Raw genomic sequence first — 24916 nt, forward strand, 5'->3', positions numbered from 1 at the left:
TAGGTGTTTTAAGAAGCAAAAGAGATTGGGACTTCGGCAACTGGAGTAAAACCAGAGCTGTGGTCACCGAATACCTTAAATACGCAACTCTCGGTTGTGCAATCAACATCTTCACCTACAGCAGTTGCTGTTAAGGTGACAGTGGCATTGCCTTCTTCAGTCAGTGCAACAGTACCTTTGGTATCGGAAGTGATCCAGGCTGCGGTGGCTGCGTCGGTAAGCTCGCCCGTGCACGCTGGAACTTTGCCAGAATCTTGGGCACAAATAGCTGCATAGTAGCCCATCTTAGGAGATAAGCCAGATAGGGAAGCGGTCAAGGTATCGCCATTAGCGAATTCGGTTGCATCTAAGCTGATCGTGACTTCGCTTGTTTCGGTGTACGGAATAGCTTCAACCATAGAGGGCTGCGGAGCGAGGCTGACAGCCGTGTCGATTTTTACGGTGGAATCGACTTCTAGTGCTGGCGAACAAGCGCTGAGGATGATAGCTGTGCTCAAAGCTGTCAGGCTCATAAACATGCGTGTAGCACGCGACATAGAATGATTACCTTTCAATGAACAAGTGCGAAAAGCAGCGTTAATCAGTATCAGGTTCTAAAATCGTGGTGTTTTCAGCAGTATGGAGGTTTTTAATTTCCTTCATCCGTGGCTGTGGATCTAGTTTGTCAGCGAGCACTTTACGTGTCACTTCAACAGCTTTTTTCGTGACTGGTGACGATACGGCAACCTGGTAGCCTTTTTTGATTTGCTCGTAGCGTTTACGTCCGGCCTTCGTACCAAAGACGTAACCTGCGGCGGCGCCGATAATGAATTGAATCATAGGGATACACTCCTTTGCATTCCCTTGCGGACTTCCTTCAAAAGGGAAAAACTCTTGTTGTTCCACTGTACCCTACAATTCGAGTTTTCAGGCCAGCGGGTGCTTTAGAGCCAGAATAGATGGTTGTTGAGGAAGGTTTGCTGTGCTCTAGGGGAGGGTGGGGCTTGGTCGGTCGATGTAGTTGAGGAAGTGCTCATTAAGAACACGGTGAGTGTTGTACGTGAGAAGCAACAATGTGGATGTCTTAAGGTGGAAAACTGCTTCAAGGGGGCAATTGGGTTTTTGAGTTTTTAGACACTTTTCCGGAAAATACAATAAAAATACCCCAGCTAGTTTTGGCGTTATGCCAATCTAGCTGGGGTTTTTGCTCCCCCAACTGGACTCGAACCAGTAACCCTTCGGACTTGATTTTTTCTATCCTGTGCTGTAAGTGGTGCTATATTCTCTAATTACTGCAGGTCACGAGTCTAAATAGTGCAATTAATTGTAAATAGTCCAGGTGTTATCACGTGGTTTTTAGACACTTTTTAGACACTAACGGGGGTTAAATTAGAGTTTGAATAATTTTTTTCTCATAGAACCTCTCTGGAACATGTTCCGTATGTTCCAGCAGGTCAAACACTATTTCTAGTTTGTTCCAAGTTTGTTCCAGAACAAAAATCATGTTCCAAGGTAATAATCTTCGACAACACTGGCCACTTTTTGCCCCGCCCGTGGTGTTTCTATGTAGTGCCGCCGTGTAGTGGCTGTATCCGCGTGGCCTAGTTGTTGGCTGGCGATGTACTCGCCCTTAGCGTTGGCCAATAGTGTGCCCATGGTACGGCGGAATGAGTGTGGTGTTACCCAGCTTAAATCGGGCTTGTATATTGTGCCGTCCTGTTGTGGCAGCCCTGGCCATGTAGTCCAAGTTTGGCGGGCTTGTCGTATCCATAGTTCTACTTTTTCTACCGCTATGTGTGTGCCCGTACTGGTGGTGAACACATAAGGGTAGATGTGTGGTAGCGAGAGTGTTTTTTGTCGTTCCAGTGCTTGTACGCCGAAGTTGGGCAGTTCTATGTAGCGTGTGGATTTTCCTTTGTCCTTGGTGGGCTTAATGGTAATGGTTGGTGGGTTTGTCGTTAGTTGTACGTCCTGCCATTTGAGGGTGAGTATTTCGCCTATTCGTGCACCTGTTGCGGCTAGTAGGTCGAGTATGTTTGTGAGCGCTGCGGCGCGTATGTGGCCTGTTGGTGAGGTGTGTTGGTAGTGGGTGGCTAGTGCTTTGAATGCTTGGAACTCTTGGGGTGTTAATGCTCTGGTTTGTTTGTTTTTGGTTAGTTTGATTGGGGTTGTTTCGCGGGCGGGGTTGTTGGGTATGAGTTGGTAGCGGGTGGCTAGGCTAAGTGCGTTGGAGAGTATTGCGCGGGTTTGTTTGGCGGTTGCTGGTGGGAGTGTGTGTATGAAGCTGTCTAGTAGTAGTGGTGTGAGTTCGTTAAGTCTTACGTTGCCTATGTTTGGGGCTATGTGGTTGTTGATTCTGCTTGTGTAGTTTTTGTGTGTTGATGGGGCTATGTTGCGCTGTTGTAGCCAGTGTGTGAGTAGTTCGTTGAGTTTGCTTGTGTGTGTGAGTGTGTGTGGTGTGTTGGTGGTGATGTTGAGTCGCTGTTGGCAGTTTTGTTTGAGTTTGTTTATTGCGGCTGTTTTGCTTGTTGCGGTTGCGCGTACACGGGTGGTGTTGCCGTTGTGTAGCCGCAGGTATGTACTTGCTTGTATTTTGCCGTTGTTGGTTTGCGCGGTGTGTATTTTGCCCCATGTACCTAGTGGTGTGGCTGTTCTACCCGTTGCCATTTTCCTCTCCAGTGAGTTCGATTAAAGTTTGCTTGATTTCATTAATCCGTTGCTGGATTGTAAAGACGAACTCGTCTAATAGTTCATCTTCCCCACCGACATGGGGTGTGCGCATAAACTCTAGAAGTTTGTTGAGTTGGTGTTCTTTTAATTCTTCGAGTTGTTGAGCCAAGCTAACTACTAAGTGTGCTGACTTAACTATTTTGTCGTTTTGAAATTGTCGATTGCCCCCTACCCATTGGGCGGCATTGTAGGCAGAGTCATTTTTCTCAGGTAGATATTCTGTATCCCCATATGGGTACTGGGGGAATAGTAGGAGACTAGGCGGGAGTTCTAGTGCTGCTGCAAGTGTTAGCCACTCTGCAACGCTTATTGATTCCCTTTTGCCGTTTTCTAGGCGTGAGAGTGCCCCGCGGCCTACTTTGAAACCTAGTTGTTCTGTCCTTTGTTCGACCCACTGTAATGAGCGGTCGCCGCGCGCTTGTTGAACTTTTTTCCCTATGTTAGCCACTGTTTTCTCTTGCCAAGTGCTCATGTCGATCTAGCTTAGGTTGATTGCTGCAGTAGTTGCAATAGTTCACAAGATACACGGAAATTGCACAATATGTAAACCTGTGATAGTAGTTGATGTACTGAACAAGAATTGCTCAGTTTGACAACATCAGGAGGATACATGCCTACCACTGTGAGTGTCGCCTACGCGGCGAGACTAATGGGAGTGTCTGAAAGTGGAGCATATGCGGCCATACGCTCGAACAGTTTCCCAGTGCCAGTACTACGCACAGGGAAGCGCCGATACACGGTACCAGTAGCACCGCTGTTAGACGCGCTTGGATTAAGTGAACTACCACAAAAAGAAATTAAGGAGAAGTAAATATGTGCACCAACGAAAACACCCCCAAGGCCGCTGTCACGAACCAAGGGGGAGAAATTGGGAGACTACCCAAACAACACACCAAGCATAGCACAATCCACCTTGAACTAGTGGATAAAACCACCATGGTTAATTTCGTCACCTATGGTGCAGAACAACTAGACCGCAAAAAATACGTCACCGTAATACTCCCGTTAGGGGCACTGTATGACTCACTTGAGGGTACAAGGATCCACCTATGCGGGGAGTGTTTGCAGGGACATAAGGAAGCAACCGCGAAGCGTAAAGCAGCAGAAGAAAAGAAACTACGCGAAAAGAAGTTCGAGCAACGCACTATGACCCGCGCAACACTAGCGTCCGACATTGCTGATGCACTACTAGAAGGCGATATTGACGACGCGTTGAGAATGGCGCGGAAAGTCGCCGCAATCGACGCAGAGGAACGGGCGGAATATGAAAGTGACTAAGTACGTGCGATGAGGTCGGTAATACCGACGTTACGCAATAGTACTTTTGTCACTGTGACGTTAATAGCGGGGGTTAAGCATTGGGCACAATGCAGCAAGATGCAGCAGTGGAGTTAGCCACATGGGGGTTTGAAGTAGGCCCGCTACGCGGCAAAATACCACTGACACAACACGGCCATAGGAACTTTACCAACGATATGGCACAGGTACACAGGTGGTGGAGTAAATGGCCTACGGCCAACATTGGTGCACGACCACCAGCATATGCCATAGTGCTCGACGTAGACCCCCGCAATGATGGTATGACCACGTGGGAGCAGATTAACAACAATCAACCTATTGACAACACCCTTGTTGTACGCACTGGCAGCGGTGGCCTACACGTGTGGTTTAGTTTGCCCTATGCCATAGCACCTACATGGATTAGGGCTACTGCAGGTGCAGGAATCGACATTAAAACACACAAGGGTTATTTGGTTATGCCTGGCAGTGTCCACCCCGCTACGGGTGAGCACTACACGGTAGAGCATTGGTGCGACCCAGCACGACTAGCACCACTACCGAAGCACCTAAGACGGTTTTGTTTCAAAGCACCACCAGCACCTAGAGCAGTAGTGCCCGTGAACTTACGCCCCCGTGGTGGATTAAGCGCTAATGGTTTAGTCACTGCAGTGCGTACCGCCCCTGACGGGGAGAGGAATAACACACTTAACCGCTGTGCCTATATAGCAGCACTTAGGGGGCTAGACATTGCAGATGAACTTACACAAGCAGCACTGGCTAATGGCCTTGATGAGACAGAAATTAATAGAACTCTATGCAGTGCAGCAGCAGCGGCACGGGGAGGAAAACACTAATGGGGAGAAAACTCAACCAACCAATAGGCACACTACCGCCTATGCCACCAATCGGGGAGCTAATAGACAACGGCGATTTAGAAGCACCTTCTGATTATTACCGCTACCCTAGTCCAGCGCTACCTATGGCAGTAGCACGACGATTACTAGCCGATTGTTTCACACAAGCAGAGCACTACACGTTGGCCTATTGGCGCGGCGACTATTGGCACTACAACGGCGCCTATTTTGCACGTGTTGAGGATGAACTAGACGTTAAATCAATCCTTTGGAAGCGCCTTGAACAAGTGACGTATGACAAGGACGGTGACGATAAAGCATGGGCGCCAACCAGTAGCAAAATAAGTGGGTTAATGGAACCATTGGCCATATGCTGCAAGCAACCATTGGTGTTAGCACCACCGTTGTGGGTTGATACCCAGCAACCAGCACTAGGCACTATTGCTATGACTAACGGAATATTCAACCTTAATTCACGCAAACTCGAAGCACTAACACCACGGTTGTTCACAACATGGGGATTATCGTTTGCCTATGATGAGAAAGCACAGTGCCCCAATTGGTTAAAGTTCCTTAACTCTATTTTCTCCCATGATCCACAAGCAATTGACGCACTGCAGGAGTTTTGTGGCTACCTTATTAGCGGCAACACACACCTACATAAGGGGCTTATGCTTATCGGGCCTTCCCGCGCTGGCAAGGGCACGATAAGCGGGATTATTCAAGCCCTTATGGGGCACGAGAATGTAGCAACCACCACGTTGCACGATATAGGCGGGGAGTTTGGTTTAAGCGCCCTTATCGGTAAGCCCTTAACCGTAATTGAGGACGCGCGCGGCGATAGCGCCAATAGTGGCCTAGTAGTGGAACGACTACTCAATATCATTGCCAATGATTCCGTAAGCATTAACCGCAAGGGCAAGGACTACTGGAACGGCAGACTAGACACCCGCCTACTACTAGTGTCCAACGAGGTACCACGGCTGAAAGATAGCAGCGGCGCTATTCTTACACGTTTTGTTGCTATCCACTTAGAGAAGTCATTTTCTAACAATGAGCAAGATAAGCACTTAGGCGCGCGCCTACGGAAAGAACTACCAGGAATATTCAACTGGGCACTAGCAGGACTAGACCGCCTAAACCAAAACAATAGTTTCACAGAACCAGTAGGCGCAGAAGCACTAGCCACCTTAATGGACGATATGGCACGGCCAGTAAACGTATTTTTTGATGAGTGCGAGAGTTTTGAAATCACTGGCAACCGTGCTGATTATGTCCCACTAAGGGACGTGCACCAGGAATACAGGTTATGGGCTAACGGGGAGGAACGGGGAAGAATGAACCAGACCACCTTTGCACAAGCGTTTACCGCCGCCTACACCCACAGAGGTGTAGTCATGATGAACACAATACCAGCAGCGGGGGTAAAAAAGAACCGCTACCTATTCGGCGTGAAAAGAACTTTACGCACATAACTTGCTTGGAACATGTTCCATATGTTCCAACAGTTCAAGCACTATTTCTAATCTGTTCCAAGTTTGTTCCAGAACAAGTTGGAACAAGTTGGAACAAGTTGGAACAAGTTTGGAACAAAAATGAAAACACTACTACCAGCAGGAACACGCGGAACATGTTCCAAACAGGTCACGGCCAGAATCGAGAAAATGAGGAAAAATGACACACAAAACCACCCCCGCCCGCATACGACAAACAAAAAACAATTGGCACAATACCAACATACGCACCATGGTTTGGCAGGACGGTAAGCGCAAAAAAATACGGCTAACAGTAGACATGAACACCATTGAATTAACGGGCACGGCGGCCACCAACTTAATCAACCGTATCGCCGACCTACTCGAAACCGAGGAAGTGGAATGACCGCCCACCTGTTTGAAGGCCCCACAATCACGCTTGTAGGCAAACACATACCCGCTTTATTGTCTCTAGCCACAGCAGGCGCGCGCCACAGCAGCAGAATGGGCTACACACTAAGACCAGAACAACAAGAAGCACTCAACACACTTAGAAACGCCTACCAGTGCCAGCAGCAACGAACAAAACGCCCAACAGAACACCGCCACCAAGCAAAATGGATAACAGCGAAACAACTCGCACAACATGAGGGCGTGCATGTTCGCACAATACAAAAAAGAGCGCACCAACTAGGCGGGCGCAAACACAAGGGCACTTGGCAATTCCCCGCTTGGTACCTCGACACATAAGGACAAGCACTATGCAAAAACCAAAAGCGTTTAACAATTATCAAATACTTGCTTTTACCCCTTCTGTCTCCTTAGGGGTAAAAGCGCACTATGCAAACACAGACAAAACCGCCGAGGTAGTCGGCTACCTCACAGTAGGAATACCTCACGATGACCCAGCGGCGCACACACCTGAAGGAATCCCTACACACATTTTCACAAGCGTGGGCAGTGACTACAGCCCCGACCACATACGCGTAGAAGCCGCCGTAATGACCATTGACGGGGAAGTACTCCCCGCGCGACAAACAGCAATCACAAAAAACGGGGAAGTCGTAAATCAATACTGGAACACTCAAAAAGTGCACCAATTCGACCGTATTCAATAAGCACAACAACACGACGTTGCAGAGCAACAACACGTTGGGGAAGCACAACAACACGTTGCAGAGCAACAACACGTTGGGGCAGAACAACAACACGTTGCAGAGCAACAACACGTTGGGGAAGCACAACAACACGTTGCAGAGCAACAACAGGAAGGAAAAGTAACCATGGCACTATTAATGAGTGGCACTGGACAACATCTATTAGAACCAGACGCAGTAAGCGACTTAGTCGACGCAGCGGGTAAAACACTATTCGGAGCAGCAGGGCAAGTATGCTCACTGGCTGAAATCTCACACGGGCGCGGCCTACGCGTACCACTACTAACCAAAGACGTAGACGCAGAATGGACCGCAGAAGGCGCAGAAATCGCCGCCAGTGACCTAGAGTTCAAAGAAGCCACAACACAACTACGCAAAATCGCCGCGCTAACAATCATCTCCAACGAGATGTCAGACAACGCAGGACCAGAAGTCACAAAGGCACTAGGCTACTCACTAGGACGCAAAATCGGCACAAAAGTAGACACAGCCTTCTTTAGCCCCAACGGTGGCGGGGCACAAGCACCCCGCGGTCTAGCCGCCGTAAAGGGAGTCACAGAAATGCAAGGTAGCCTCAAAAACCTGAATTGGGCACTCGACGCAGAACTACACCTCGAGGACTACGCGGCAGAAGAAAAGTACCTATGCCTACACCCCGACGACTTCAAGGCCCTATCAATCATAAAAGAAAGCGCGGCCAGCCAACGCAACCTACTCCAGTCAGACCCAACAGGTAGCGGCGCGGTAGACAAAATCGGCAACCTAAAGGTAGTACGCTCTGCAGCAATCGAAAAGGGAACCGCGTGGGCACTACCACGAAAATACTGCACATTCGCATTCAGAGGTGTACCAGAAATCGAGCCAGATAAGAGCGTGTACTTCACAAGTGACCGCCTAGCTATTCGTATGACATGGCACGTGAGTTTCATTTTCACTTTTGCCGAAGCAATCGCAAAAATTAATCTAGGTGAATAGCAGGTGGGGGGATACCCCCCTACCTAGTGGGCAGACCACCGGAGGGCATAGGGCTTGGCAGTTTGTACGGGTTCCCAGTTTTTTCACCGTTGTGGAGTTTTTAGACACTTTTTAGACACTTTTGTAAAAAATACCCCAGCTAGTTTTGGTGTTATACCAATCTAGCTGGGGTTTCTGCTCCCCCAACTGGACTCGAACCAGTAACCCTTCGATTAACAGTCGAATGCTCTGCCAATTGAGCTATGGGGGAATATTGTTTGGAAGCCTGTTTGCTCCCTTGCAACGAAGAAAACTATACACAGTATTCGCTTGAACATGCAAACTTGCAGGCAGCGCTATGTTTTCGCCCAAGGAATTGGAGTTAGAAGTTGATAGTAGATTGAGTGAACGAGAAATAAAACTTGTGAAAATATCGAGCCGCAACCTCTTGCCAAGGGGGAGAGGAGGGGAAATACGCGTGGGATATTTTTCAACGGCATTGTTTTGTTGTATCCTATCGCCTTGGGGCTATAGCTCAGTCGGTTAGAGCCGCGGACTCATAATCCGTTGGTCCCGGGTTCGAGCCCCGGTAGCCCCACCATTAGGACTACTTTTGTGATGTACATGCACGAAAGTAGTCCTTTTAGTGTTTTTGGCAGCCGGAGTCTTTTTGTCTTGCTCTGGCCGGCATCTTGACATTTATTGTGTTCACATGCGGTTGTATTCGAGCATTCGAGAGATGTTTTCGTACCTTATTCCGCACAACTGTGCCTTTAGGTGCTGTGACGTAAGAATTTAATGTTTACGGCTATCAACTTTGAGCGATCACTGCTGCTATGTAGTCTCCAGAAAATCGAACAATATCGTCGAGAGAATTGCACTTTCTCCCAAGGCTTCACCCATATAGGCCACCGTATTCCTCTAGCTTTTCTTCAAGGAAGCAGGTGATGATTTTCAGCGTTTATGTTGAGGTTAGATGTTGTTGAATCCGCCGCGATTTTGAAGGGATGCGCGAATCGAATGGCGAGCTTTCACGCGGTGGTAAGAGTTTTGCGGCAACGGTTTGGGTAGGTTGTATCGTGGCTGAATGTTTTGTCAGCCGCTAGGTTGCTGTTCTTGGTCGTATGCGTTGGTTGTTTATGGCAATAATCGCGTTAAGCCTTCGGTTAAATCGAAAATGAGAGCGTCTGAGGAATCTGTGGTAACTGGATCGTTGATGTAGTCAACGGTGAGTCCATTGACCAATGCTGTGATTAACCGTGCAGTTTGTTGTATCCACTCGGCTGAGAATGCCGTTCCATTGTGATGAGATTCCTTTAATGTCTCAAGGTGACTTTGAATGCCCGTGGTTACTTCGGTTTGAAAAATTTTGAGAACTTCGAGGTATGTAGCGGCAAGTTTTTCACGGGTTGATGCGGCAGCACTCATCACAATCCATAAGACTGCGTCTTCACGCTGTATTTCACCGATGGGTAAAAGTTCTTGCAGTATGAGGATAAGGCGCTCTCGAGGAGAAAGGTTTTCAGGAAGATCAAGGCTTTTGATGCGCTCGACTTGGCGTCCTACCGAACGTAAGAGTGCTTTTATGAGGAGCTGTTCTTTTGTGCCCATGAAATATTGGACAGTCCCGGCAGCAACACCGGTGGCTGCGGCTACTTTTCGCACGCTTACATTATCGAATCCCTGACTGACGATTAGCGTGATTGCGGCATCTAGGATGGCTTTTTCTTGGGACGAAAAATCGGTGAAATCGTTGAAAATAGACATGATGGCTAAGGGAATGACATTTCTATGACTCGAGAATGAATGCGGAGCGTTCCACTAAGCCCATTGTCTCATACGACTGTATGATACGATAGTTCTCGTACGGTCGTACGAGAGTAATGTTCTATAGGATTGGTATGACGCAATGGAACTTTTCCCACTTTTAGCCTTGTCCTTAGTCGATAGTTTGAGTGCAGGAACTCTTGTAATTCCACTTGTGCTTCTCATTACTTGGGGCCGCATGCATGTTGTTCATTATGGAACCTATTTGAGCACTATTGCAGTCGCGTATTTTGGCATTGGGATTGCGCTGTTCTTCGGAATGCACTGGATTTTTGAACTCATTGGATCCATTGGTGCTACCACATGGTTTGCTTGGGTAAGTCTGACACTTGGCATTGCGCTGCTAGCTTTTGGCGTGCTTTCGCCGAATCCAAAGAGACGGCCGATTGAGGAAATCGTCGCCAAGCGTTGCGACGGTATGGGCACAACCTCGGTTTTAGCCATGATAGGTCTTGCGGTAGGCGCGGCAGTGGTTGAAGCAGCAACCATGCTGCCGTATTTAGCTGCGGTTGGAATCATACAATCCATGGATGTCAGTTTTCTTATGCAACTACTAATCCTTGCCATCTATTGTTGTGTCATGATCGGCCCGGCTGTACTTATTGGGTTTTTGTGTAACCAATGGGGAGAAACATTATTTTCGCGTTTGACTCACATCATTCCGCGTTTGGAGTACGAGGCGAAAGTAACCATTTTGTGGATTGCAGCTTTTGTTGGGGTATATATGACAGCGAATGCAGTCAATCAACTTGGGCTTTTGAATTACACATAAGGATCTGAATCGCGCTTTCAGAAATCCACGGAATTTTCCATATTGCGAGTATTGAGAATGCTAAAACCTATGTAATTTCCCGTTTTAAATGGTAATCGTTACCCGGTTCTGATGAATTTCATATTTTATGTGCTTATCGACGAAGGTCTGTCGTACTGATAGCCTTGCGAAGCTGTGTAGAGCGCGTAGCTTTGTTTTCTGAAACATTTATTATGGATTATGTCCATGTTGCGGTGTCGGAAGTTATAGTGCGGAAAAATTGCATGGATTGATGCAAAATCTTTGAGGAACGATCTAGAATTGCTTTTAGAATAATCGATTCCTGGCACTATTAGGTGGACGAATTTGAAAGGCTTTCATGTTGCGGCTGCTACGGTGCCAATTATTGAAGGAGTAAAGACAATGAAGGTGACGAATTTTACGCAAGCTCGTCGTATTGCTTTTGAGGCTTTGGCAGCTAAGTATCCTTTTGTGAAGACAAATAAACGGTTAGGGATTGGGTTTTATGATAAGGAGGGGATGGAAAGTGATGAGTTTTATTATGCGTATCCTTATGAAGGCCCTCCGCATTGGTATTGCCCAGAAGGACTGCCTGGTTGCTTTGTGAATAAAGAAACAGGGGAAGCTAGGCTGGTAAACAGTATGGATGAAGCAGATCGTTTCATCAAAGAGTATTGGGATTTTACGGTCTATGCTGAAGACGATTAACTTCATCTTACGAGTACCGTCACCTGTTGGTGGCGGTATTTTTAGTTCGCGCTACCTAGGTAGGTGGTGGGTGGGGTTGCGGTAGGCGTCGTCAAGCATTGGCAGAAGGTGTGTGATGATTTGCTCGTTGTGTCGAAGAACCAGGACGCTGTGCATGCCACGCTTTGACTTCTTCGGCATCCCAAAGCGGGACTTTCTTCAAGATCGTTGCGACGCGTTCCGGCGTGCGGCCTTGTGTTGCATAACTGCGCCACGTCGAGGGGGCTATTTTGCAATGCTTGGCACAATCTTCACCAAACCATAATTCGCGTGACGTCTCGGCATCGATGATCACTACCTGCATATTCTGCACCCCAATTCCGTTTCCTCTGATCGATGTGATGAATTGAGAATGATCATAAACAATTGCATGCACATCCAACCTCTTAAGTTCAAACGCCTGTTCGAGCCAATGCCGGTGCAAGATGGTACTGCGAAGCGCTGTATGAGAGTTCTGTACATCGCTCTTGCATCGCAACTTTTCTTGGTATGCGAAATGCACGAAGCGTCGAAAAGCAGCGCGCTTGTGCCAAGTATGAGTTTTGAGCATGGAAACTCTATAGTGGAATCTTGTTTCTGCAACATATAACGGCGAAGGAATAGGACGCATATGTCACAGGTTGACCCGCTGATTTGGAATCTGTATCAAACATTTGACCTGATCGGAGTGCTCCTGAATGGCATTATCGGCGGCACGATTGCCCGCCAACGCAACTTCGATTTCGTTGGCTTTGTGTTTCTCGCGCTGTTTTCTGCCTTAGGCGGCGGCATGCTTCGCGACGTTTTAATGCAGCGTGGAACCGCTGCCGCAATTGCCGACTCCACGTATTTGCTGCTAGCACTCATCGGAGCCACCATCGCACTGGTAACCGACCTGAAAGGCAAGTCTTGGGAATATTTTAAAGTCCACGGTGATGCCATCATTTTGGGTGTCTGGGCAGTAACTGGATGCGTGAAGGCTTTGACCTACTCTGTGCCACTGGTGCCAGCGGTGTTCATGGGTGTGCTGACAGCCGTGGGCGGCGGCATGATTCGTGATGTGGTGACCGGTCAAATCCCAACTATTTTCGGTGGTGGCACCCTGTATGCGGTACCTGCGACCGTGAGTGCTACCGCAATGGTAATTTTCTACCAATACGACCTCAATGCGCTAGGCATGATTATTTCACCGCTGTTAGGCGGTGGTTTAGCAATTGTGTCGTATTGGAAAGGTTGGGTGCTATTCCGCAGTGCTGAGTGGGCGCCGGTGAATATGACAGCCGCCCAAGTGCGAAGTTTGGTGCGCAGATCGGAAAACAAAGGCTGGAAGCTCGGCCGCAAGGCGCGCAATGCAATTTCTGAATCTACCAGCAATACTGAAACACACGAGTAACCTAAGAACCTATGAACCTGGAACACTTGCACACCTGGCCGGTACTCAATGTAGCTGGAGCCGTACGTCGCGGAACAGCTATTACAACGACTGGCGATCTTGACCGCGAATACCAATTGGCATCGGTGACGAAACTCCTTGCAACCTATGGAGTACTTATTGCAATTGAAGAAGGCGTGTTTGAACTCGACACCCCAATTTTTGAGCAAGCAACCGTTCGTCACCTGCTTGCACATGCTGGTGGGGTGGGCTTTCATCGCACGGATCCCATTAAAGGAATCGAAACGCGCAGGATTTATTCCTCTTATGGGTTTGAGCTGTTAGGTGATGCCATTGCGGCCGAAACCGAGATGAGCTTTGCAGAGTATCTTCATGAAGCGGTGTTCGCCCCATTAGGAATGCAGCGTACCAAGTTGTGGGGAAGCCCAGGACATGAAGCCACCTCAACCGTGCGCGATTTATTGTTGTTTGCTGATGAAATTCTTGCGCCGCAATTGCTGGCTGAATCAACGTTGGCTGCTGCATTAGAAGTACAATTTCCAACGCTAGATGGTATTGTGCCTGGCTATGGCATGCACAAGCCATGTCAGTGGGGATTAGGATTTGAAATTCACGGACACAAGCAGCCGCATTGGCTCGCACCAAACATGCCGGCAGACGTGGTGGGGCACTTTGGGCAGGCAGGTACGTTTGTGTGGGTGCACCGTCCAACGCAGCAGGCTGCGGTTGTTTTGACCGATCGGCCGTTTGGGCCATGGGCGAAGCCGCTGTGGGATTCCTTTAATGGGGAGATATTTCAAGCTGAGGTTGAATAAACGGGGGATAAAGCCCAACTTTACAGTTGAAGGTGCGATTGCTGATGTGATGAAGTAGCAATCGCACCTTTTGTTTGCGTTGAGCACAAGTCCGTTGGGGAAGACGTCACTTGGCGTTCTGAACTCAAATGAAAGGATTGTGACGCAATGGAAGATACCGCCTTTTATGCGATCGTCACTATTAAAGACTTGCCGTGTCGGTACCGGCAGCGCGTCGAAACGCTTTTCGTCGAGACGTTGCCAACCCTGCCGCAGGCAACTTTGGATCTTGCTGCAACCATCCAGTGGCAGCGGGGAAGTCGTGGAGGCTTGACCTCATGCCGGCAAATGATTGTTGGCATTGTGCCGGAACTCCACGAATGTGCAGCACAACTGACGCACATGTGTAGCAGGTTAGGTGTTGCTGGTGAATTAGTGTTGCTCCAGCCTGTCGAAAAGCTCCTGCACGCGTAACTGTGGCTGCCACATATCGCGCTCAACTGGAATGGAAAACTCCTGCTCAAGCCGAACGGCAAGTTCAATAATGTCTAAGGATTGCAAGCCAAGATCGTCGAGAAGCTGCATGGAGCCGTCGATGGTGGCAGGGTCGCGATCGGCAAGTTTGGCCAACAACGCGACCAGCCGTACTTGCTGTGAATCGGGCTGCTGAGCAGGCGTTTGATGAAATTTTTGCAGCTGATCGTGCAATGAAGACATACTGACTCCTAAACGTGGGCAATATCGCTACTGTAACAGTACGCTCCAGGCAAGGGAAAAGAGTAGGCTTGCAGGTATGATTTTTGAGCTCATTGCGAAGCGGTATCGCGAATGGCGTCGCTTAGACAACATTCGAGAAGAAGAATTCCGACCGCCGCAGTTTTCCCTCGGCCGAAAAGTTGGCGGCATCCGCTACTACGTTGAAGGCCCAGAGGACGCTCCCGTTACCGTCGTGTTCGTGCACGGCTATACACTTGCCGCCACGGTCTGGCACTTCCAAATTGCTGCCCTAAGCGACACCATCCGCTGTGTCGCAATGGACCTGCGAGGCCACGGCAACTCCGCAGTTACCCCTGTCGAAGAATGCACCGTTGACGGTGCCGCCGATGACGTCATGGCAGTGCTTGACGACGCTGACCTGCGAGGCCCAATCATCTTCGTTGGCCATTCTCTCGGTGGCATGGTCGTTTTGAATTTCTTGCGACGCTACCCACAATTTCGGCACAATTGTGCTGGTGTCGTTCTCCTCGCCACCTCTGCGCGACCATTTGCGACTGAGGGTGTAGCCAAGTTGCTACGTACCCCCGTCATGGAATATTTGCAAAGCGCAGCTGTTGAAAACTTGCCTACAACCGAGGCTATTCGCGACACCATTGAAGAATCCGTGATGCCGCTTCTTGCCTCGGCAGCATTTGGATTTAAGACTGAGCCAACCACCTACAACCTGCACCTGCAGCTCATGCGCGAAACCTCCATCGAAGCCATCCTCGGATTTCTCGAAGATCTCAGTACTCACGACGAAACTGACGCACTACGAGCGTTACAAGGCATCCCGGGACGCATTCTCGTTGGTGATAATGATGTTATGGCGCCGCAAGAACAAGCTGAATTTATTGCACAGCATTGGTCGACTGCGAGCCTTCAAGTGTTGCCGGGGGCTGCACATATGTTGCAGTTGGAGCAGCCACAGACAGTGACTCTCTCCATTAAAGAAATTATTGGAGAATAAGTATGAGCGTGTGCGGGTGACGCGGTAGGTAGTGGGCCGTGGCGTCGTGCATACCTGCGGTGGTGCGTGTTTGCAGTCTGTGGCCCGGCCGGCATCGTGCGCATCTGCGACGTTGCGTGCCGGCGTCGTGAAGCAATGAGTGGCTCTGTGAAAAATGAACGAAAAAAGTCCAGCTAGGAACGAACCTAGCTGGACTTTTTATGTCAAGTGCGCTTATGCCTTGGTTGGGTCAGTCAGATTGAAGCGCTGAGCAGCTTCAGCTGCAACCTGGCGGTCAATCTTGCCTTCCTTAGCCAATGCGCTCAGTGCTGCAACAACGACGGATTCAGCGTCGATGTTGAAGTAACGACGAGCTGCTGCACGAGTATCAGAGAAGCCGAAGCCGTCTGCGCCCAAGGTGGTGTACGAACCTGGGACGAAGGCACGGATTTGCTCTTGCAAGTCGGTTGCGAAGTCAGACACAGCGATGTATGGACCCGATGCCTGCTTGAGCTGACGAGTTGCGAATGGCTCTTCAACATCGACACCTGGGTTACGCAGCTGCTCCTTGGCCTTTGCGTGGCCGTCGCGAGCCAGTTCAACCCAAGAGGTGACAGAGAAGATGTTGGCATCTACGTCGAACTCTTCTGCCAGGATCTCCTTGGCGCGAATTGCCTGCTGCATACCAATACCAGAAGCCAACAGGGAAACTTCGTGAGTCTTGGTGCCAGAAGCCTTATCCCACAGGTAAATACCCTTGTGCAGACCAGTGACATCGAGGTTTTCTGGTTCAGCAGGCTGATAAATTGGCTGGTTGTAGATGGTGATGTAGTACATCACGTTCTCGCCACGGCCTGGACCGTACATGCGATCCACACCTTCATGGAGCAAGTGCGCAATTTCGTAGGCGAATGCAGGATCGTAGGACACGACAGCTGGGTTGGTCGACGCCAGGATTTGGGAATGACCGTCCATGTGCTGCAAACCTTCACCAGTCAAGGTGGTACGACCTGCAGTAGCACCCAAGATGAAGCCACGAGCCATCTGGTCGCCAGCTGCCCAGAAGGAGTCAGCAGTGCGCTGGAAACCGAACATCGAGTAGAAGATGTACAGCGGAATCATTGGCTGGCCATGGGTTGCGTAGGAGGTACCAGCTGCAATGAAAGCGGCAGTGGAGCCAGCTTCATTAATACCTTCGTGCATGATCTGGCCGTCGGTAGCTTCCTTGTAGGAAAGCATCAAGTCATAGTCAACCGGCACATAGTTTTGGCCATGTGGGTTGTAAATACCCATGGTTGGGAACCAAGAGTCCATACCGAAGGTACGAGCCTCGTCAGGAATAATTGGAACAACGCGCTTGCCCAGTTCCTTATCGCGCATCAGTTCCTTGAAGCCGCGAACCACAGCCATGGTCGTTGCAACCTGCTGCTTACCGGAACCTTTACGCAAGCTGCGCAGCTTGTCGAGACCAGGAACCTGCAGTGGGGTGTAGTTTTCGCGACGCTCTGGCAGATAGCCACCGAGCTCACGACGACGCTCCTGCATGTACTTGATCTCTGGGGAATCCTGACCTGGGTGGTAGTAAGGAGGAAGATATGGATCCTTCTCCAATTCGGCATCAGAAATTGGAATGCCTTGCTTGTCGCGGAACTTCTTGAGATCGTCAAGGGTCAGCTTCTTCATCTGGTGGGTTGCATTGCGACCCTCGAAGTTGTGGCCCAAGCCGTAGCCTTTAATGGTGTGAGCCAAGATCACCGTTGGGCGATCCTTGATCTCAAGTGCGCGCTTATAAGCAGCGTAAATCTTGCGGTAGTCATGGCCACCACGTGGCAGACGCCAGATTTCCTCATCGGTCCAGTCTTCGACCAGCTTGGCGGTGCGTGGATCACGGTTGAAGAAGTGCTCACGAACATAAGCGCCATCATTGGCCTTGAAGGTCTGGAAATCACCGTCTGGGGTGATATTCATGAGGTTGACCAGCGCGCCTTCCTTGTCGGCGTCGAAAAGCTGATCCCACTCGCGACCCCATACAACCTTGATGACCGACCAGCCGGCGCCGCGGAAGAAGGATTCGAGCTCTTGCACGATCTTGGTGTTACCGCGAACCGGGCCGTCGAGACGCTGCAGGTTACAGTTAATGACGAAGGTGAGGTTGTCCAAGTTGTTCAGGGCAGCCATTTGGATCAAGCCGCGAGACTCTGGCTCATCCATTTCACCGTCGCCCAAGAACGCCCAAACGTGCTGCTGGGACGTGTCTTTAATGCCGCGGTTGTGCAGGTAGCGGTTGAAACGTGCCTGGTAGATGGCATCCATTGGGCCAAGACCCATCGACACGGTTGGGAACTCCCAGAAATCTTTCATGCCGTGAGGGTGTGGGTACGATGGCAAGCCACCTTGTGGGCGCGAAACTTCCTGGCGGAAACCGTCGAGATCGTCCTCGGTTAAGCGGCCTTCCATGAACGCGCGTGCATATACACCTGGTGAAGCGTGACCCTGGAAGAAGATGTGGTCGCCGCCGCCTGGGTGATCCTTGCCGCGGAAGAAGTGGTTGAAGCCAACTTCGTAGAGTGGGGCAGCGCCAGCATAGGTAGAAATGTGGCCACCAACGCCAATGCCTGGGCGCTGTGCGCGGTGCACCATGATTGCAGCGTTCCAACGAATCCAACGACGGTAGCGCTTCTCAATTTCCTCGTCACCTGGGAAGTCTGGCTCCATGGAAGTTGGAATTGTATTGACATAGTCAGTTGAAGTCATTGGTGGCAATGGCACACGACGTGCAGACGCACGCTCAAGCAAACGCAACATCAAGAAGCGAGCACGCTCAGGGCTAGATTGCTCCAGCATGCCATCGAGGGATTCCATCCACTCGTGAGTCTCCTCTGGGTCGGCATCATTGATATACGATGCGACGCCATCGCGAATCAACGCGAAGTTTGTATCCTCAGTGTGCTTCTCATTGTTTGGGTCAGCCATTCGACACCTCCAAGGTGATTGTAGATAAAATTCGTATACTCGTTCCTATTAACGAGAATGCCAAACAAGGTTATCCTAATAAGACGAGTTTTTCTCCTCCTAGTGTACGTGGTAACACCCAAATTTGGCTTCTTGGGCCGATATAGTGCACAAAAAGGGGGAATAATCTGAAAAAAAATTCACAAAAATGTCGTAATTACGCGAAGATTTCGCAAAAAGCTTGTATTCTTTGCGGTGATGAACACGAACGAAAACAAGGAGAATAACGCTCTCGCCTACGCCGCTCACCTTGGGCTCCAAGAAGGCATGGCCATTCAAGAACTTGGCTGGGATGAAGATTCAGACACCTCGCTGAGTGAAGCAATTGAAGACATCATCGGTGATGAGCTTCTCGACGAAGACACCGACGAGATTGTTGATGTCGTCCTACTCTGGTGGCGTGAAGACGACGGTGACCTTGTCGACGCCCTGGTCGACGCGGTACGCCCTCTGTCGGACAACGGCCGAGTATGGCTGCTCACCCCAGGAGCCGGAAAACCAGGTGCGCTTGAACCTGGTGTCATTCCAGAATCAGCACAGCTTGCCGGCATGGTTCAAACCAAGGCCTCACGATTAGGAGCATGGCAAGGATCTTGCCTCGTGCCGCGCGGAAGTAAATAATCGCGAAGCTTGGCGCAGCTGGGGCGTGCTTTGTGGTGTGCCTGTGTTGCGTGCCAGGGTGCGCTGAGCTTGGGATTGGTTGCTGGTGCGGTGCCGGTGCTGTCGCGAGTGTACGCATGGCACTGTCCTGTCGCGTGGTGCGGTGCCGGCTGCTGGCACGGTACTTGATGGCTGCAAGAGCCAGCTAAGATGCTTTGGGGCAATGCGACTGGTTGCCAATTTTGTACATATACAATGATCCTGCTTGCAGTCGATATTGATTTGTAAGTTCGCTTGACGCGCTTTGCGATATTGCAAGGCGCGTTTTTTACTGTATTGCCGACAACGCTGCACATGCTTTGCTGCGTTACATGCTTTGCTGCGTTGCGGGGAGGAGTCTGGCGTCGTTAAGCGAGTGTTGGTGCTGAGCGAGTTGTAGGCAATGAGAAAATGGTCTTTGACGTCGCGTTTTGCAAAAGTTAGTCCGAAGCTGTTAATGTTATCTGCGTTGCAGCGAGCAACACAGTATGCGCCTTTAGCTCAGCTGGGAGAGCAGCTGGTTTACACCCAGCAGGTCGGCGGTTCGAGCCCGTCAGGGCGCACAGATATCAGGAGCCACATTCCTATTAGAGAATGTGGCTCCTTTTGTTTTGGAGCCATCAATGGCGAACGTGATGCTCGGTGGCATCGTTGTGTGAAGCCCCGGCGCGCGGTGGTGCGAGACGACGCGCGGTACTCAGCCGCCATTGGAGGCTGTGACGAATCGATGGCATGCCGATTCCCAATACTTTCAGCCGATTCCCATCGCTAGATGGCCCAACGCGGCTACCCTCAATCAGGTGGATCCAGTTCTTGAAAGGGAAGGACCTACCGTGCCGACGCCCACCCTCCCTGCCTGTAGAATCAACGCCAGCGCCCGCAGTGTCGTCAAGCAGGATGCGGCGGTTCCCAAAATTGGCGTTAGAAATGTCACGCTTTTTCAGTTGAAAAGTGCCAGCGAAACTCCTTATGCTGCCCACTATGACCGACCTATTAGAGAAACTCGCCAGCATCGCCCCGCGCGGCGCCGAGCTGCTGCTTGCTATTAGGAACTCCGGTCTTAATAGGGAGCAACTCGCCGAGAAACTCGACACCACCCACCAAGACGCCAGCCTCATGCTCGCCGTCGCGTCGGTCTTCGAGGAATCCGAGCTTCACGACGCCCAACAGCACCCCATTAGCTTCGCAAAATTTCGCTTGATCGCCAAGGCACAGAAACAACTTCGTAATCCTAATATTGATCGGGCGGTTTTGCGGCAAGAGCTGCTGGCAGTCGCGCCGGAAAAGACGGTCTACGACTTTCACCTTCACATTAAAGAAATTCTCGAGTCCTATAATGAGGATCATCAAAAGCCGCGCAAATCGCTGCTGCGCTTTTCTGCCAATGCGGATGCCGACGGTATGCGATACGGCTTGTTTAAGCTTCCATCAACGATGTGTACGCGCATGCAGGTTGCATTAGACCAACAGGCCAAGCAACTTGTCAGCGAAGGCCAGGCAGTTGCGCATTCGGAGGGATTGGCGCTGGCACTCGCGGCTTGCGTCGAAAAGTATAGCCAGTTTGCTCCAGAGCATATTGGCGAGACCGATCATCCGGACAATCCACGTGACATGCGGCAACGGCCATGCCTGCTCGTGCCGATCGCCGAGGCCGAAAGCCAGATTGACGGCACCGTGGTCAACAGCGACGGCGAACTCATTAATATCGCCGATATTCTTAATGAGCGCATTGCGGACATGGGCTTCGCCATCGCCATCTACCGCGATCACACCGGCGTCGCCCGGCCGCAGGAGATCTTCGACATTAAAAGACTCGCGAACGAAGACGATCGCTTCCGCGCGATCCTGGGGCATCTGCAATGTCAGCACCCCGAATGCTCGATCCCCGCAGTGCGCTGCGACATCCACCATGTTGTCGCGTACAGCCGCGGTGGCCCGACCACCACAGCAAACCTTTGCCCGCTCTGCCACCGCCACAATTTGCTTAACGACGATAATCCGGACCATCCCAAGAATGGCAGAATCGAGATCGATCCAGCCAGTGGCATCCCGCTGTTTCGAGGCCCCACCGGGAATGTGAGACATAAAGCGCATAAGGTCATGCGCAAGAGTGTGCAGACGTATGCGCACCGGATGCTAGGCCATTAAAAGAGGCCGTTATCTCTGACGAGAAACGGCCTACTTGGTCACCCCATTAGGAATTTTTTTTAAAATAGTTTTTGTGCTGGTTGCCATAGCGCGAGCGCATCTTCAGATTTTGCTGCTCGTGAGGATCCGGCTCGCCGCCTGCTGCCGTGTCCATTGTTTCCATTAGCTCTTCCTCCTCGCGCGCGCGACGACGTTCGCGAGATTCCGACCACACGAAATACCCCAGCCCTAATGGAGCCATGATGCCAAACGCGATCCATTGGAACCCATACGACAAGTGATTACCGCGATCCAGCTTTGGAATTGGAATGAAGTGCACTTCGCCAGGCTGACCTTCTGCTAATTGGGCATAGTCGGTTGCGAGCTTTAATTGGGTCAGTTCGCTAATCTGCTTGGTATTAATACCGTAGACCTGCACCGGTTGGGTGGTCGTCATCGGCGCCGTATTAGGAAGAGCCTCATTTTTACGAGCATGCACGATAATCGTTTGTGTACCTTGTGGAGCTGCTGGCATGACAAGCTCTTCGCCCGCGACAAAAGGTTCGAAGCCACGATTGACAACAATGATCTCACCCGAATCGAGTTGGAACGGCGTCAAGGCGTGGTATGCAGGAGTGTTTGCTACTGGACGCAGTCGCAAAATGACCTCTTTGTCCGGCAAGTAGTGTCCGGTCAGCTTTGCGCGCATCCATTCTGCATCGTCTTTAATGATGCCGGTTGCATCATAGATGTCTGCATACGCCCCAGGCTCAAACTCGAAAGCCTGCTCAATAAGTTCATTTCTTGCCACGATTTGCGCGTCTTTATTCAGCTGCCATGGAGAAAGAATCGTAAATGCAGCGTAAGAAAACGCAATCACTAATAAAGTGGTGATGATCCAGCCTGGGTTCAAAAACGCTTGGATGCCTGTGACGGTTTTCGCGCCTCTCATGCCTGTATATCCTCAAGTCGTTGTTGTAACCACGCCATTATTCCTGGGATCGCTGCTTCGATTTGCTCTAATACGGTTACGAAGTCAGAAGGATAACCATAATAAGGATCTTCGACATCTTCACCGGTCGCATTAGGATCGAATTCTCTTAATAGGTGAATTTTTTCTGGTTCGACGCCATACTCCACAAGCGCCCTACGGTGCCCACGGTCCATCGCGATGATGAGATCGGCCTGCGCGTGCGCGTCGTCAAGCTGAGCTGCGCGGTGCCCGGAGCCATCGTATCCGGCGTCAGCAAGCGTGGCGAGGGCGCGGCGGTCGGCTTTTTGCCCGATGTGCCAGCCTCCGATGCCGCACGAATCGACGCGTACCTGATCCTGCAAGCCTGCATCCGCGACAGCTTTTCTTAATACGATGTCTCCCATTGGGGAGCGGCAAATATTTCCGGTACACACTACCGTTACGTGGAGCACTTTCGCACCATGCCTTTCGGATCCTGGTTCGTAGCACGAAACTCGCGCACCTTTAATGGGTGCATTGTTACGCCTCCAGCCTACAAGCAAGCCGCGCTTCCTACGTAACGACGCTGCGTGACACAAACACCTCCCATTAGGAAAACATTTCTATAATGGCATAGTTGAGTCGTGATGGTTGCAAGATTGAAGGTGGAACATGAACGTTGGTGACGTCGTCAAGCTTTTGGATGCCGCGTACTCGCCCGCGCTGGCGGAATCGTGGGACAAAATCGGCCTGATTTGTGGGGATCCTCAAGCAGAGGTCCGGCATATCGCGGTGGCTTTGGATTGTACCCTTGAGGTCGCGCAGCGGGCGGTGGAGATTGGTGCGGACATGCTGGTCGTGCATCATCCGCTCCTATTAAAGGGCGTGACTTCGGTTGCCTCTAATACGCCGAAGGGCAAGGTGATCCATACCCTCATCCGCGGCGACGTGGCGCTGTTTGCCGCGCACACGAATGCCGATTCGGCCCGCCCTGGCGTGAATGACAAGTTGGCGCAGCTGGTCGGCATCACGCCTGGCCGCCCGATCGTGCCGCAGCTAACCGCGCTGGACAAGTGGGGTTTCCAAGTTCCGCCGGAGCACGCCGAGTCGGTCAAGCAGGCGCTGTTTGCGATCGGCGCCGGCGCGATCGGCAAGTACCGCGAGTGCTCCTTTGAGCTGACTGGTACCGGCCAATTCCGCCCGCTTATCGACGCTGACCCGTATCTCGGCACCCCCGAACAGCTCACGCGCTTGGAAGAGCTGCGTGTCGAGTTCGTGGCACCGCGCCATTTGCGAAATCCTTTAATGGGGGCGTTGCGTGAAGCGCACCCTTACGAAGAACCCGGCTTCGACATCACCTCATTAGAGCCAACCGAGGACCTAGAGCACGCCTGCGGACTCGGCCGGATTGGCAAATTGCCACAGCCGATGCGCTTTGCCGATTTCGTCCAGCAGGTTGCCAACGCCCTGCCCGAAACCGTGTGGGGCGTGCGCGCTGCCGGTGATCCTGACGCACTGGTCGAAACCATCGCGGTGAGCTCAGGTTCGGGCGACAGTTTTCTTAATAGGGTGCAGGCGCTGGGCGTCGACGTCTACGTCACCAGCGACCTGCGCCACCACCCCGTCGACGAGCACCTGCGCGCAAACGGCCCCTTCATCATCGACACCGCCCACTGGGCCAGTGAATTTCCGTGGACCGAGCAAGTTTGTGAGATCATGAAAAATGGCTTGCCTGGTGTGAACGTGGAAGTATTAAAGATTCGCACCGACCCATGGACCATCTCGGCGCACCCCGAATAAAAGAGGAAGAACATGAAATTATCCCCATCGCTGCAACCGTTGTTGCTCGAACTTGCCACCACTGCACGTATTAAAGAAACTGGCGTATCGCAGGGGGTGTCCGCCGAAGCCCAAGAGCTTATCGACGCTACCAATGCACTGACCGGCCTGCGGGACGCGGCAGCCGCCGCCCAGCTTGCTGTCGACGATATGGAACTGGAAATCTTGCACATTCAAGAAGATGAGCGCAAGTTAAAGCGTCGTGAAGCTGATTCCAGAGCTCAACTACAAGCAACCTCGGACCCAGAGCTGCGCAAGGACTTGGAAAAAGATTTGGTGTCGACGCGGTCGCGCTTGTCGTTTTTGACCAGCGAGATGCAAGAGGCCCACAATGAGGTTCATGCACTTCGCCAGGCCCGCGATCTTGCGCAGCAGCGCATTCGTGAGGCTGAAGCAGCGCTTGAACAGGCCAAGCAAGCGGTTGCCGACTTGCCACAGGACACCTCCGAGGCAGATCGAGATGCCCGCATCGCCCAGCTGCGCGAAGCCTTGCCTGCTGAGGTTGTTGCCGAGTTCGATGCGCAGGTGGCGGAAAATGGCGTCGGGGCGGCTTTCTTTAATGGGAGGTCGTGTGGCGGTTGCTTCATCATGCTCCCGCCTGCCGAACTCGGCCAGATTCGCCAAACCCCGCAGGAGCAGCTGCCACAATGCTCCAACTGCGGCAGCTACTTGATTCGCACGAAATAACACAGAGGCAGTG

At 51.2% G+C, this 24916-nt stretch carries 25 protein-coding genes, 3 tRNA genes and 1 pseudogene; 18 read left to right on the forward strand and 11 right to left on the reverse strand.

Features of this window, described 5'->3' with window-relative positions; all coding sequences use genetic code 11:
* Window positions 1-8: 8 nt before the first annotated feature.
* The 4 genes from NXS99_RS03425 to NXS99_RS03440 all read right to left on the reverse strand — a co-directional run bounded on the left by NXS99_RS03425 (window position 9) and on the right by NXS99_RS03440 (window position 3181).
* Window positions 9-536: a thiamine biosynthesis protein gene (locus NXS99_RS03425; RefSeq protein WP_259287270.1), complete on the reverse strand. Its 528-nt coding sequence runs from the start codon at window positions 534-536 to the stop codon at window positions 9-11.
* A 40-nt stretch (window positions 537-576) separates the two neighbouring features.
* On the reverse strand, window positions 577-819 hold the full coding sequence (locus NXS99_RS03430) for a hypothetical protein (protein WP_259287271.1): 243 nt from the start codon (window positions 817-819) through the stop codon (window positions 577-579).
* Between the two features lie 660 nt (window positions 820-1479).
* Window positions 1480-2646 (reverse strand): site-specific integrase, encoded by a 1167-nt coding sequence (locus NXS99_RS03435; protein ID WP_259287272.1) that lies wholly within the window; start codon window positions 2644-2646, stop codon window positions 1480-1482.
* Entirely contained in the window at window positions 2633-3181 is a 549-nt protein-coding gene (locus NXS99_RS03440; RefSeq protein ID WP_259287273.1) for a helix-turn-helix transcriptional regulator, read from the reverse strand. Before NXS99_RS03440 ends, NXS99_RS03435 begins: the two co-directional genes overlap by 14 nt.
* Window positions 3182-3645: 464 nt before the next feature.
* Between NXS99_RS03440 and NXS99_RS03445 the strand changes: the two genes are divergently transcribed.
* From NXS99_RS03445 to NXS99_RS03465, 6 genes and pseudogenes are all read left to right on the forward strand, one after another.
* Window positions 3646-3987: a hypothetical protein gene (locus NXS99_RS03445; RefSeq protein ID WP_259287274.1), complete on the forward strand. Its 342-nt coding sequence runs from the start codon at window positions 3646-3648 to the stop codon at window positions 3985-3987.
* A gap of 89 nt (window positions 3988-4076) precedes the next feature.
* Window positions 4077-4844, forward strand: a complete 768-nt coding sequence (locus NXS99_RS09175; RefSeq protein WP_396124806.1) for a bifunctional DNA primase/polymerase — start codon at window positions 4077-4079, stop codon at window positions 4842-4844.
* A 41-nt stretch (window positions 4845-4885) separates the two neighbouring features.
* Window positions 4886-6319, forward strand: coding sequence for a phage/plasmid primase, P4 family (locus tag NXS99_RS03450; protein ID WP_259287275.1), 1434 nt, complete (start codon window positions 4886-4888; stop codon window positions 6317-6319).
* A gap of 199 nt (window positions 6320-6518) precedes the next feature.
* Entirely contained in the window at window positions 6519-6725 is a 207-nt protein-coding gene (locus NXS99_RS03455) for a hypothetical protein (protein WP_259287276.1), read from the forward strand.
* A 355-nt stretch (window positions 6726-7080) separates the two neighbouring features.
* Entirely contained in the window at window positions 7081-7437 is a 357-nt protein-coding gene (locus NXS99_RS03460; protein ID WP_259287277.1) for a hypothetical protein, read from the forward strand.
* Between the two features lie 54 nt (window positions 7438-7491).
* Window positions 7492-8451 (forward strand): annotated as a pseudogene (locus tag NXS99_RS03465) (phage major capsid protein); the annotation flags it as partial.
* 177 nt (window positions 8452-8628) lie between these two features.
* Here NXS99_RS03465 and NXS99_RS03470 read toward each other — a convergent pair.
* Window positions 8629-8701, reverse strand: a tRNA-Asn gene (locus tag NXS99_RS03470).
* A 253-nt stretch (window positions 8702-8954) separates the two neighbouring features.
* Here NXS99_RS03470 and NXS99_RS03475 point away from each other — a divergent pair.
* Window positions 8955-9031: transfer RNA gene (locus NXS99_RS03475), tRNA-Ile, on the forward strand.
* A 536-nt stretch (window positions 9032-9567) separates the two neighbouring features.
* Here the strand turns inward: NXS99_RS03475 and NXS99_RS03480 are convergent.
* Window positions 9568-10197 carry a TetR family transcriptional regulator gene (locus tag NXS99_RS03480; RefSeq protein WP_259287278.1) on the reverse strand — a complete coding sequence of 210 codons (630 nt, stop codon included), beginning with the start codon at window positions 10195-10197 and terminating at the stop codon, window positions 9568-9570.
* 142 nt (window positions 10198-10339) lie between these two features.
* Between NXS99_RS03480 and NXS99_RS03485 the strand changes: the two genes are divergently transcribed.
* Window positions 10340-11029, forward strand: a complete 690-nt coding sequence (locus NXS99_RS03485; RefSeq protein WP_259287279.1) for a GAP family protein — start codon at window positions 10340-10342, stop codon at window positions 11027-11029.
* Window positions 11030-11431: 402 nt separating this feature from the next.
* Window positions 11432-11737: a hypothetical protein gene (locus tag NXS99_RS03490; RefSeq protein ID WP_259287280.1), complete on the forward strand. Its 306-nt coding sequence runs from the start codon at window positions 11432-11434 to the stop codon at window positions 11735-11737.
* 91 nt (window positions 11738-11828) lie between these two features.
* Here the strand turns inward: NXS99_RS03490 and NXS99_RS03495 are convergent, their stop codons facing one another.
* Entirely contained in the window at window positions 11829-12080 is a 252-nt protein-coding gene (locus NXS99_RS03495) for a hypothetical protein (RefSeq protein WP_259287321.1), read from the reverse strand.
* A 306-nt stretch (window positions 12081-12386) separates the two neighbouring features.
* Between NXS99_RS03495 and NXS99_RS03500 the strand changes: the two genes are divergently transcribed.
* The 3 genes from NXS99_RS03500 to NXS99_RS03510 all read left to right on the forward strand — a co-directional run bounded on the left by NXS99_RS03500 (window position 12387) and on the right by NXS99_RS03510 (window position 14416).
* Entirely contained in the window at window positions 12387-13148 is a 762-nt protein-coding gene (locus tag NXS99_RS03500) for a trimeric intracellular cation channel family protein (RefSeq protein ID WP_259287281.1), read from the forward strand.
* 11 nt (window positions 13149-13159) lie between these two features.
* On the forward strand, window positions 13160-13963 hold the full coding sequence (locus NXS99_RS03505) for a serine hydrolase (protein WP_259287282.1): 804 nt from the start codon (window positions 13160-13162) through the stop codon (window positions 13961-13963).
* A 147-nt stretch (window positions 13964-14110) separates the two neighbouring features.
* A complete protein-coding gene (locus NXS99_RS03510) occupies window positions 14111-14416 on the forward strand; it encodes a hypothetical protein (RefSeq protein WP_259287283.1) in 306 nt (101 codons plus the stop codon).
* Here the strand turns inward: NXS99_RS03510 and NXS99_RS03515 are convergent.
* The gene (locus NXS99_RS03515) at window positions 14375-14659 is read right to left on the reverse strand and encodes an acyl carrier protein (protein WP_259287284.1); all 285 of its coding nucleotides are present in this window, start codon (window positions 14657-14659) and stop codon (window positions 14375-14377) included. The two genes, NXS99_RS03510 and NXS99_RS03515, sit on opposite strands and share 42 nt — an antisense overlap.
* A 76-nt stretch (window positions 14660-14735) precedes the next feature.
* On the opposite strand from NXS99_RS03515, the gene NXS99_RS03520 reads away from it, so the two are divergent.
* Entirely contained in the window at window positions 14736-15668 is a 933-nt protein-coding gene (locus NXS99_RS03520; protein ID WP_259287285.1) for an alpha/beta fold hydrolase, read from the forward strand.
* 213 nt (window positions 15669-15881) lie between these two features.
* On the opposite strand, the gene aceE is transcribed toward NXS99_RS03520, so the two are convergent.
* On the reverse strand, window positions 15882-18620 hold the full coding sequence (aceE, locus tag NXS99_RS03525) for a pyruvate dehydrogenase (acetyl-transferring), homodimeric type (RefSeq protein ID WP_259287286.1): 2739 nt from the start codon (window positions 18618-18620) through the stop codon (window positions 15882-15884).
* A 237-nt stretch (window positions 18621-18857) separates the two neighbouring features.
* Here aceE and NXS99_RS03530 point away from each other — a divergent pair, with 237 nt between their 5' ends.
* The 3 genes from NXS99_RS03530 to NXS99_RS03540 all read left to right on the forward strand — a co-directional run bounded on the left by NXS99_RS03530 (window position 18858) and on the right by NXS99_RS03540 (window position 21446).
* Window positions 18858-19280 (forward strand): DUF3052 domain-containing protein, encoded by a 423-nt coding sequence (locus NXS99_RS03530; RefSeq protein ID WP_259287287.1) that lies wholly within the window; start codon window positions 18858-18860, stop codon window positions 19278-19280.
* 508 nt (window positions 19281-19788) lie between these two features.
* Window positions 19789-19861: transfer RNA gene (locus tag NXS99_RS03535), tRNA-Val, on the forward strand.
* Between the two features lie 418 nt (window positions 19862-20279).
* Window positions 20280-21446, forward strand: coding sequence for an HNH endonuclease (locus tag NXS99_RS03540; protein WP_259287288.1), 1167 nt, complete (start codon window positions 20280-20282; stop codon window positions 21444-21446).
* Between the two features lie 46 nt (window positions 21447-21492).
* Here NXS99_RS03540 and NXS99_RS03545 read toward each other — a convergent pair whose 3' ends face one another.
* Together NXS99_RS03545 and NXS99_RS03550 are read right to left on the reverse strand one after the other, a co-directional pair.
* Complete coding sequence (locus NXS99_RS03545; protein ID WP_259287289.1) at window positions 21493-22377, reverse strand: SURF1 family protein; 885 nt, start codon at window positions 22375-22377, stop codon at window positions 21493-21495.
* Window positions 22374-22850 carry a low molecular weight protein-tyrosine-phosphatase gene (locus NXS99_RS03550; protein WP_259287290.1) on the reverse strand — a complete coding sequence of 159 codons (477 nt, stop codon included), beginning with the start codon at window positions 22848-22850 and terminating at the stop codon, window positions 22374-22376. The genes NXS99_RS03545 and NXS99_RS03550 overlap by 4 nt, the downstream gene beginning before the upstream one ends.
* A 199-nt stretch (window positions 22851-23049) precedes the next feature.
* Here NXS99_RS03550 and NXS99_RS03555 point away from each other — a divergent pair, with 199 nt between their 5' ends.
* Together NXS99_RS03555 and NXS99_RS03560 are read left to right on the forward strand one after the other, a co-directional pair.
* Window positions 23050-24177, forward strand: coding sequence for a Nif3-like dinuclear metal center hexameric protein (locus tag NXS99_RS03555; protein WP_259287291.1), 1128 nt, complete (start codon window positions 23050-23052; stop codon window positions 24175-24177).
* Window positions 24178-24189: 12 nt separating this feature from the next.
* On the forward strand, window positions 24190-24903 hold the full coding sequence (locus NXS99_RS03560; RefSeq protein ID WP_259287292.1) for a zinc ribbon domain-containing protein: 714 nt from the start codon (window positions 24190-24192) through the stop codon (window positions 24901-24903).
* Window positions 24904-24916 lie beyond the last annotated feature (13 nt).

This window comes from Corynebacterium sp. HS2168-gen11, from assembly GCF_024834075.1.
GTDB lineage: Bacteria > Actinomycetota > Actinomycetes > Mycobacteriales > Mycobacteriaceae > Corynebacterium.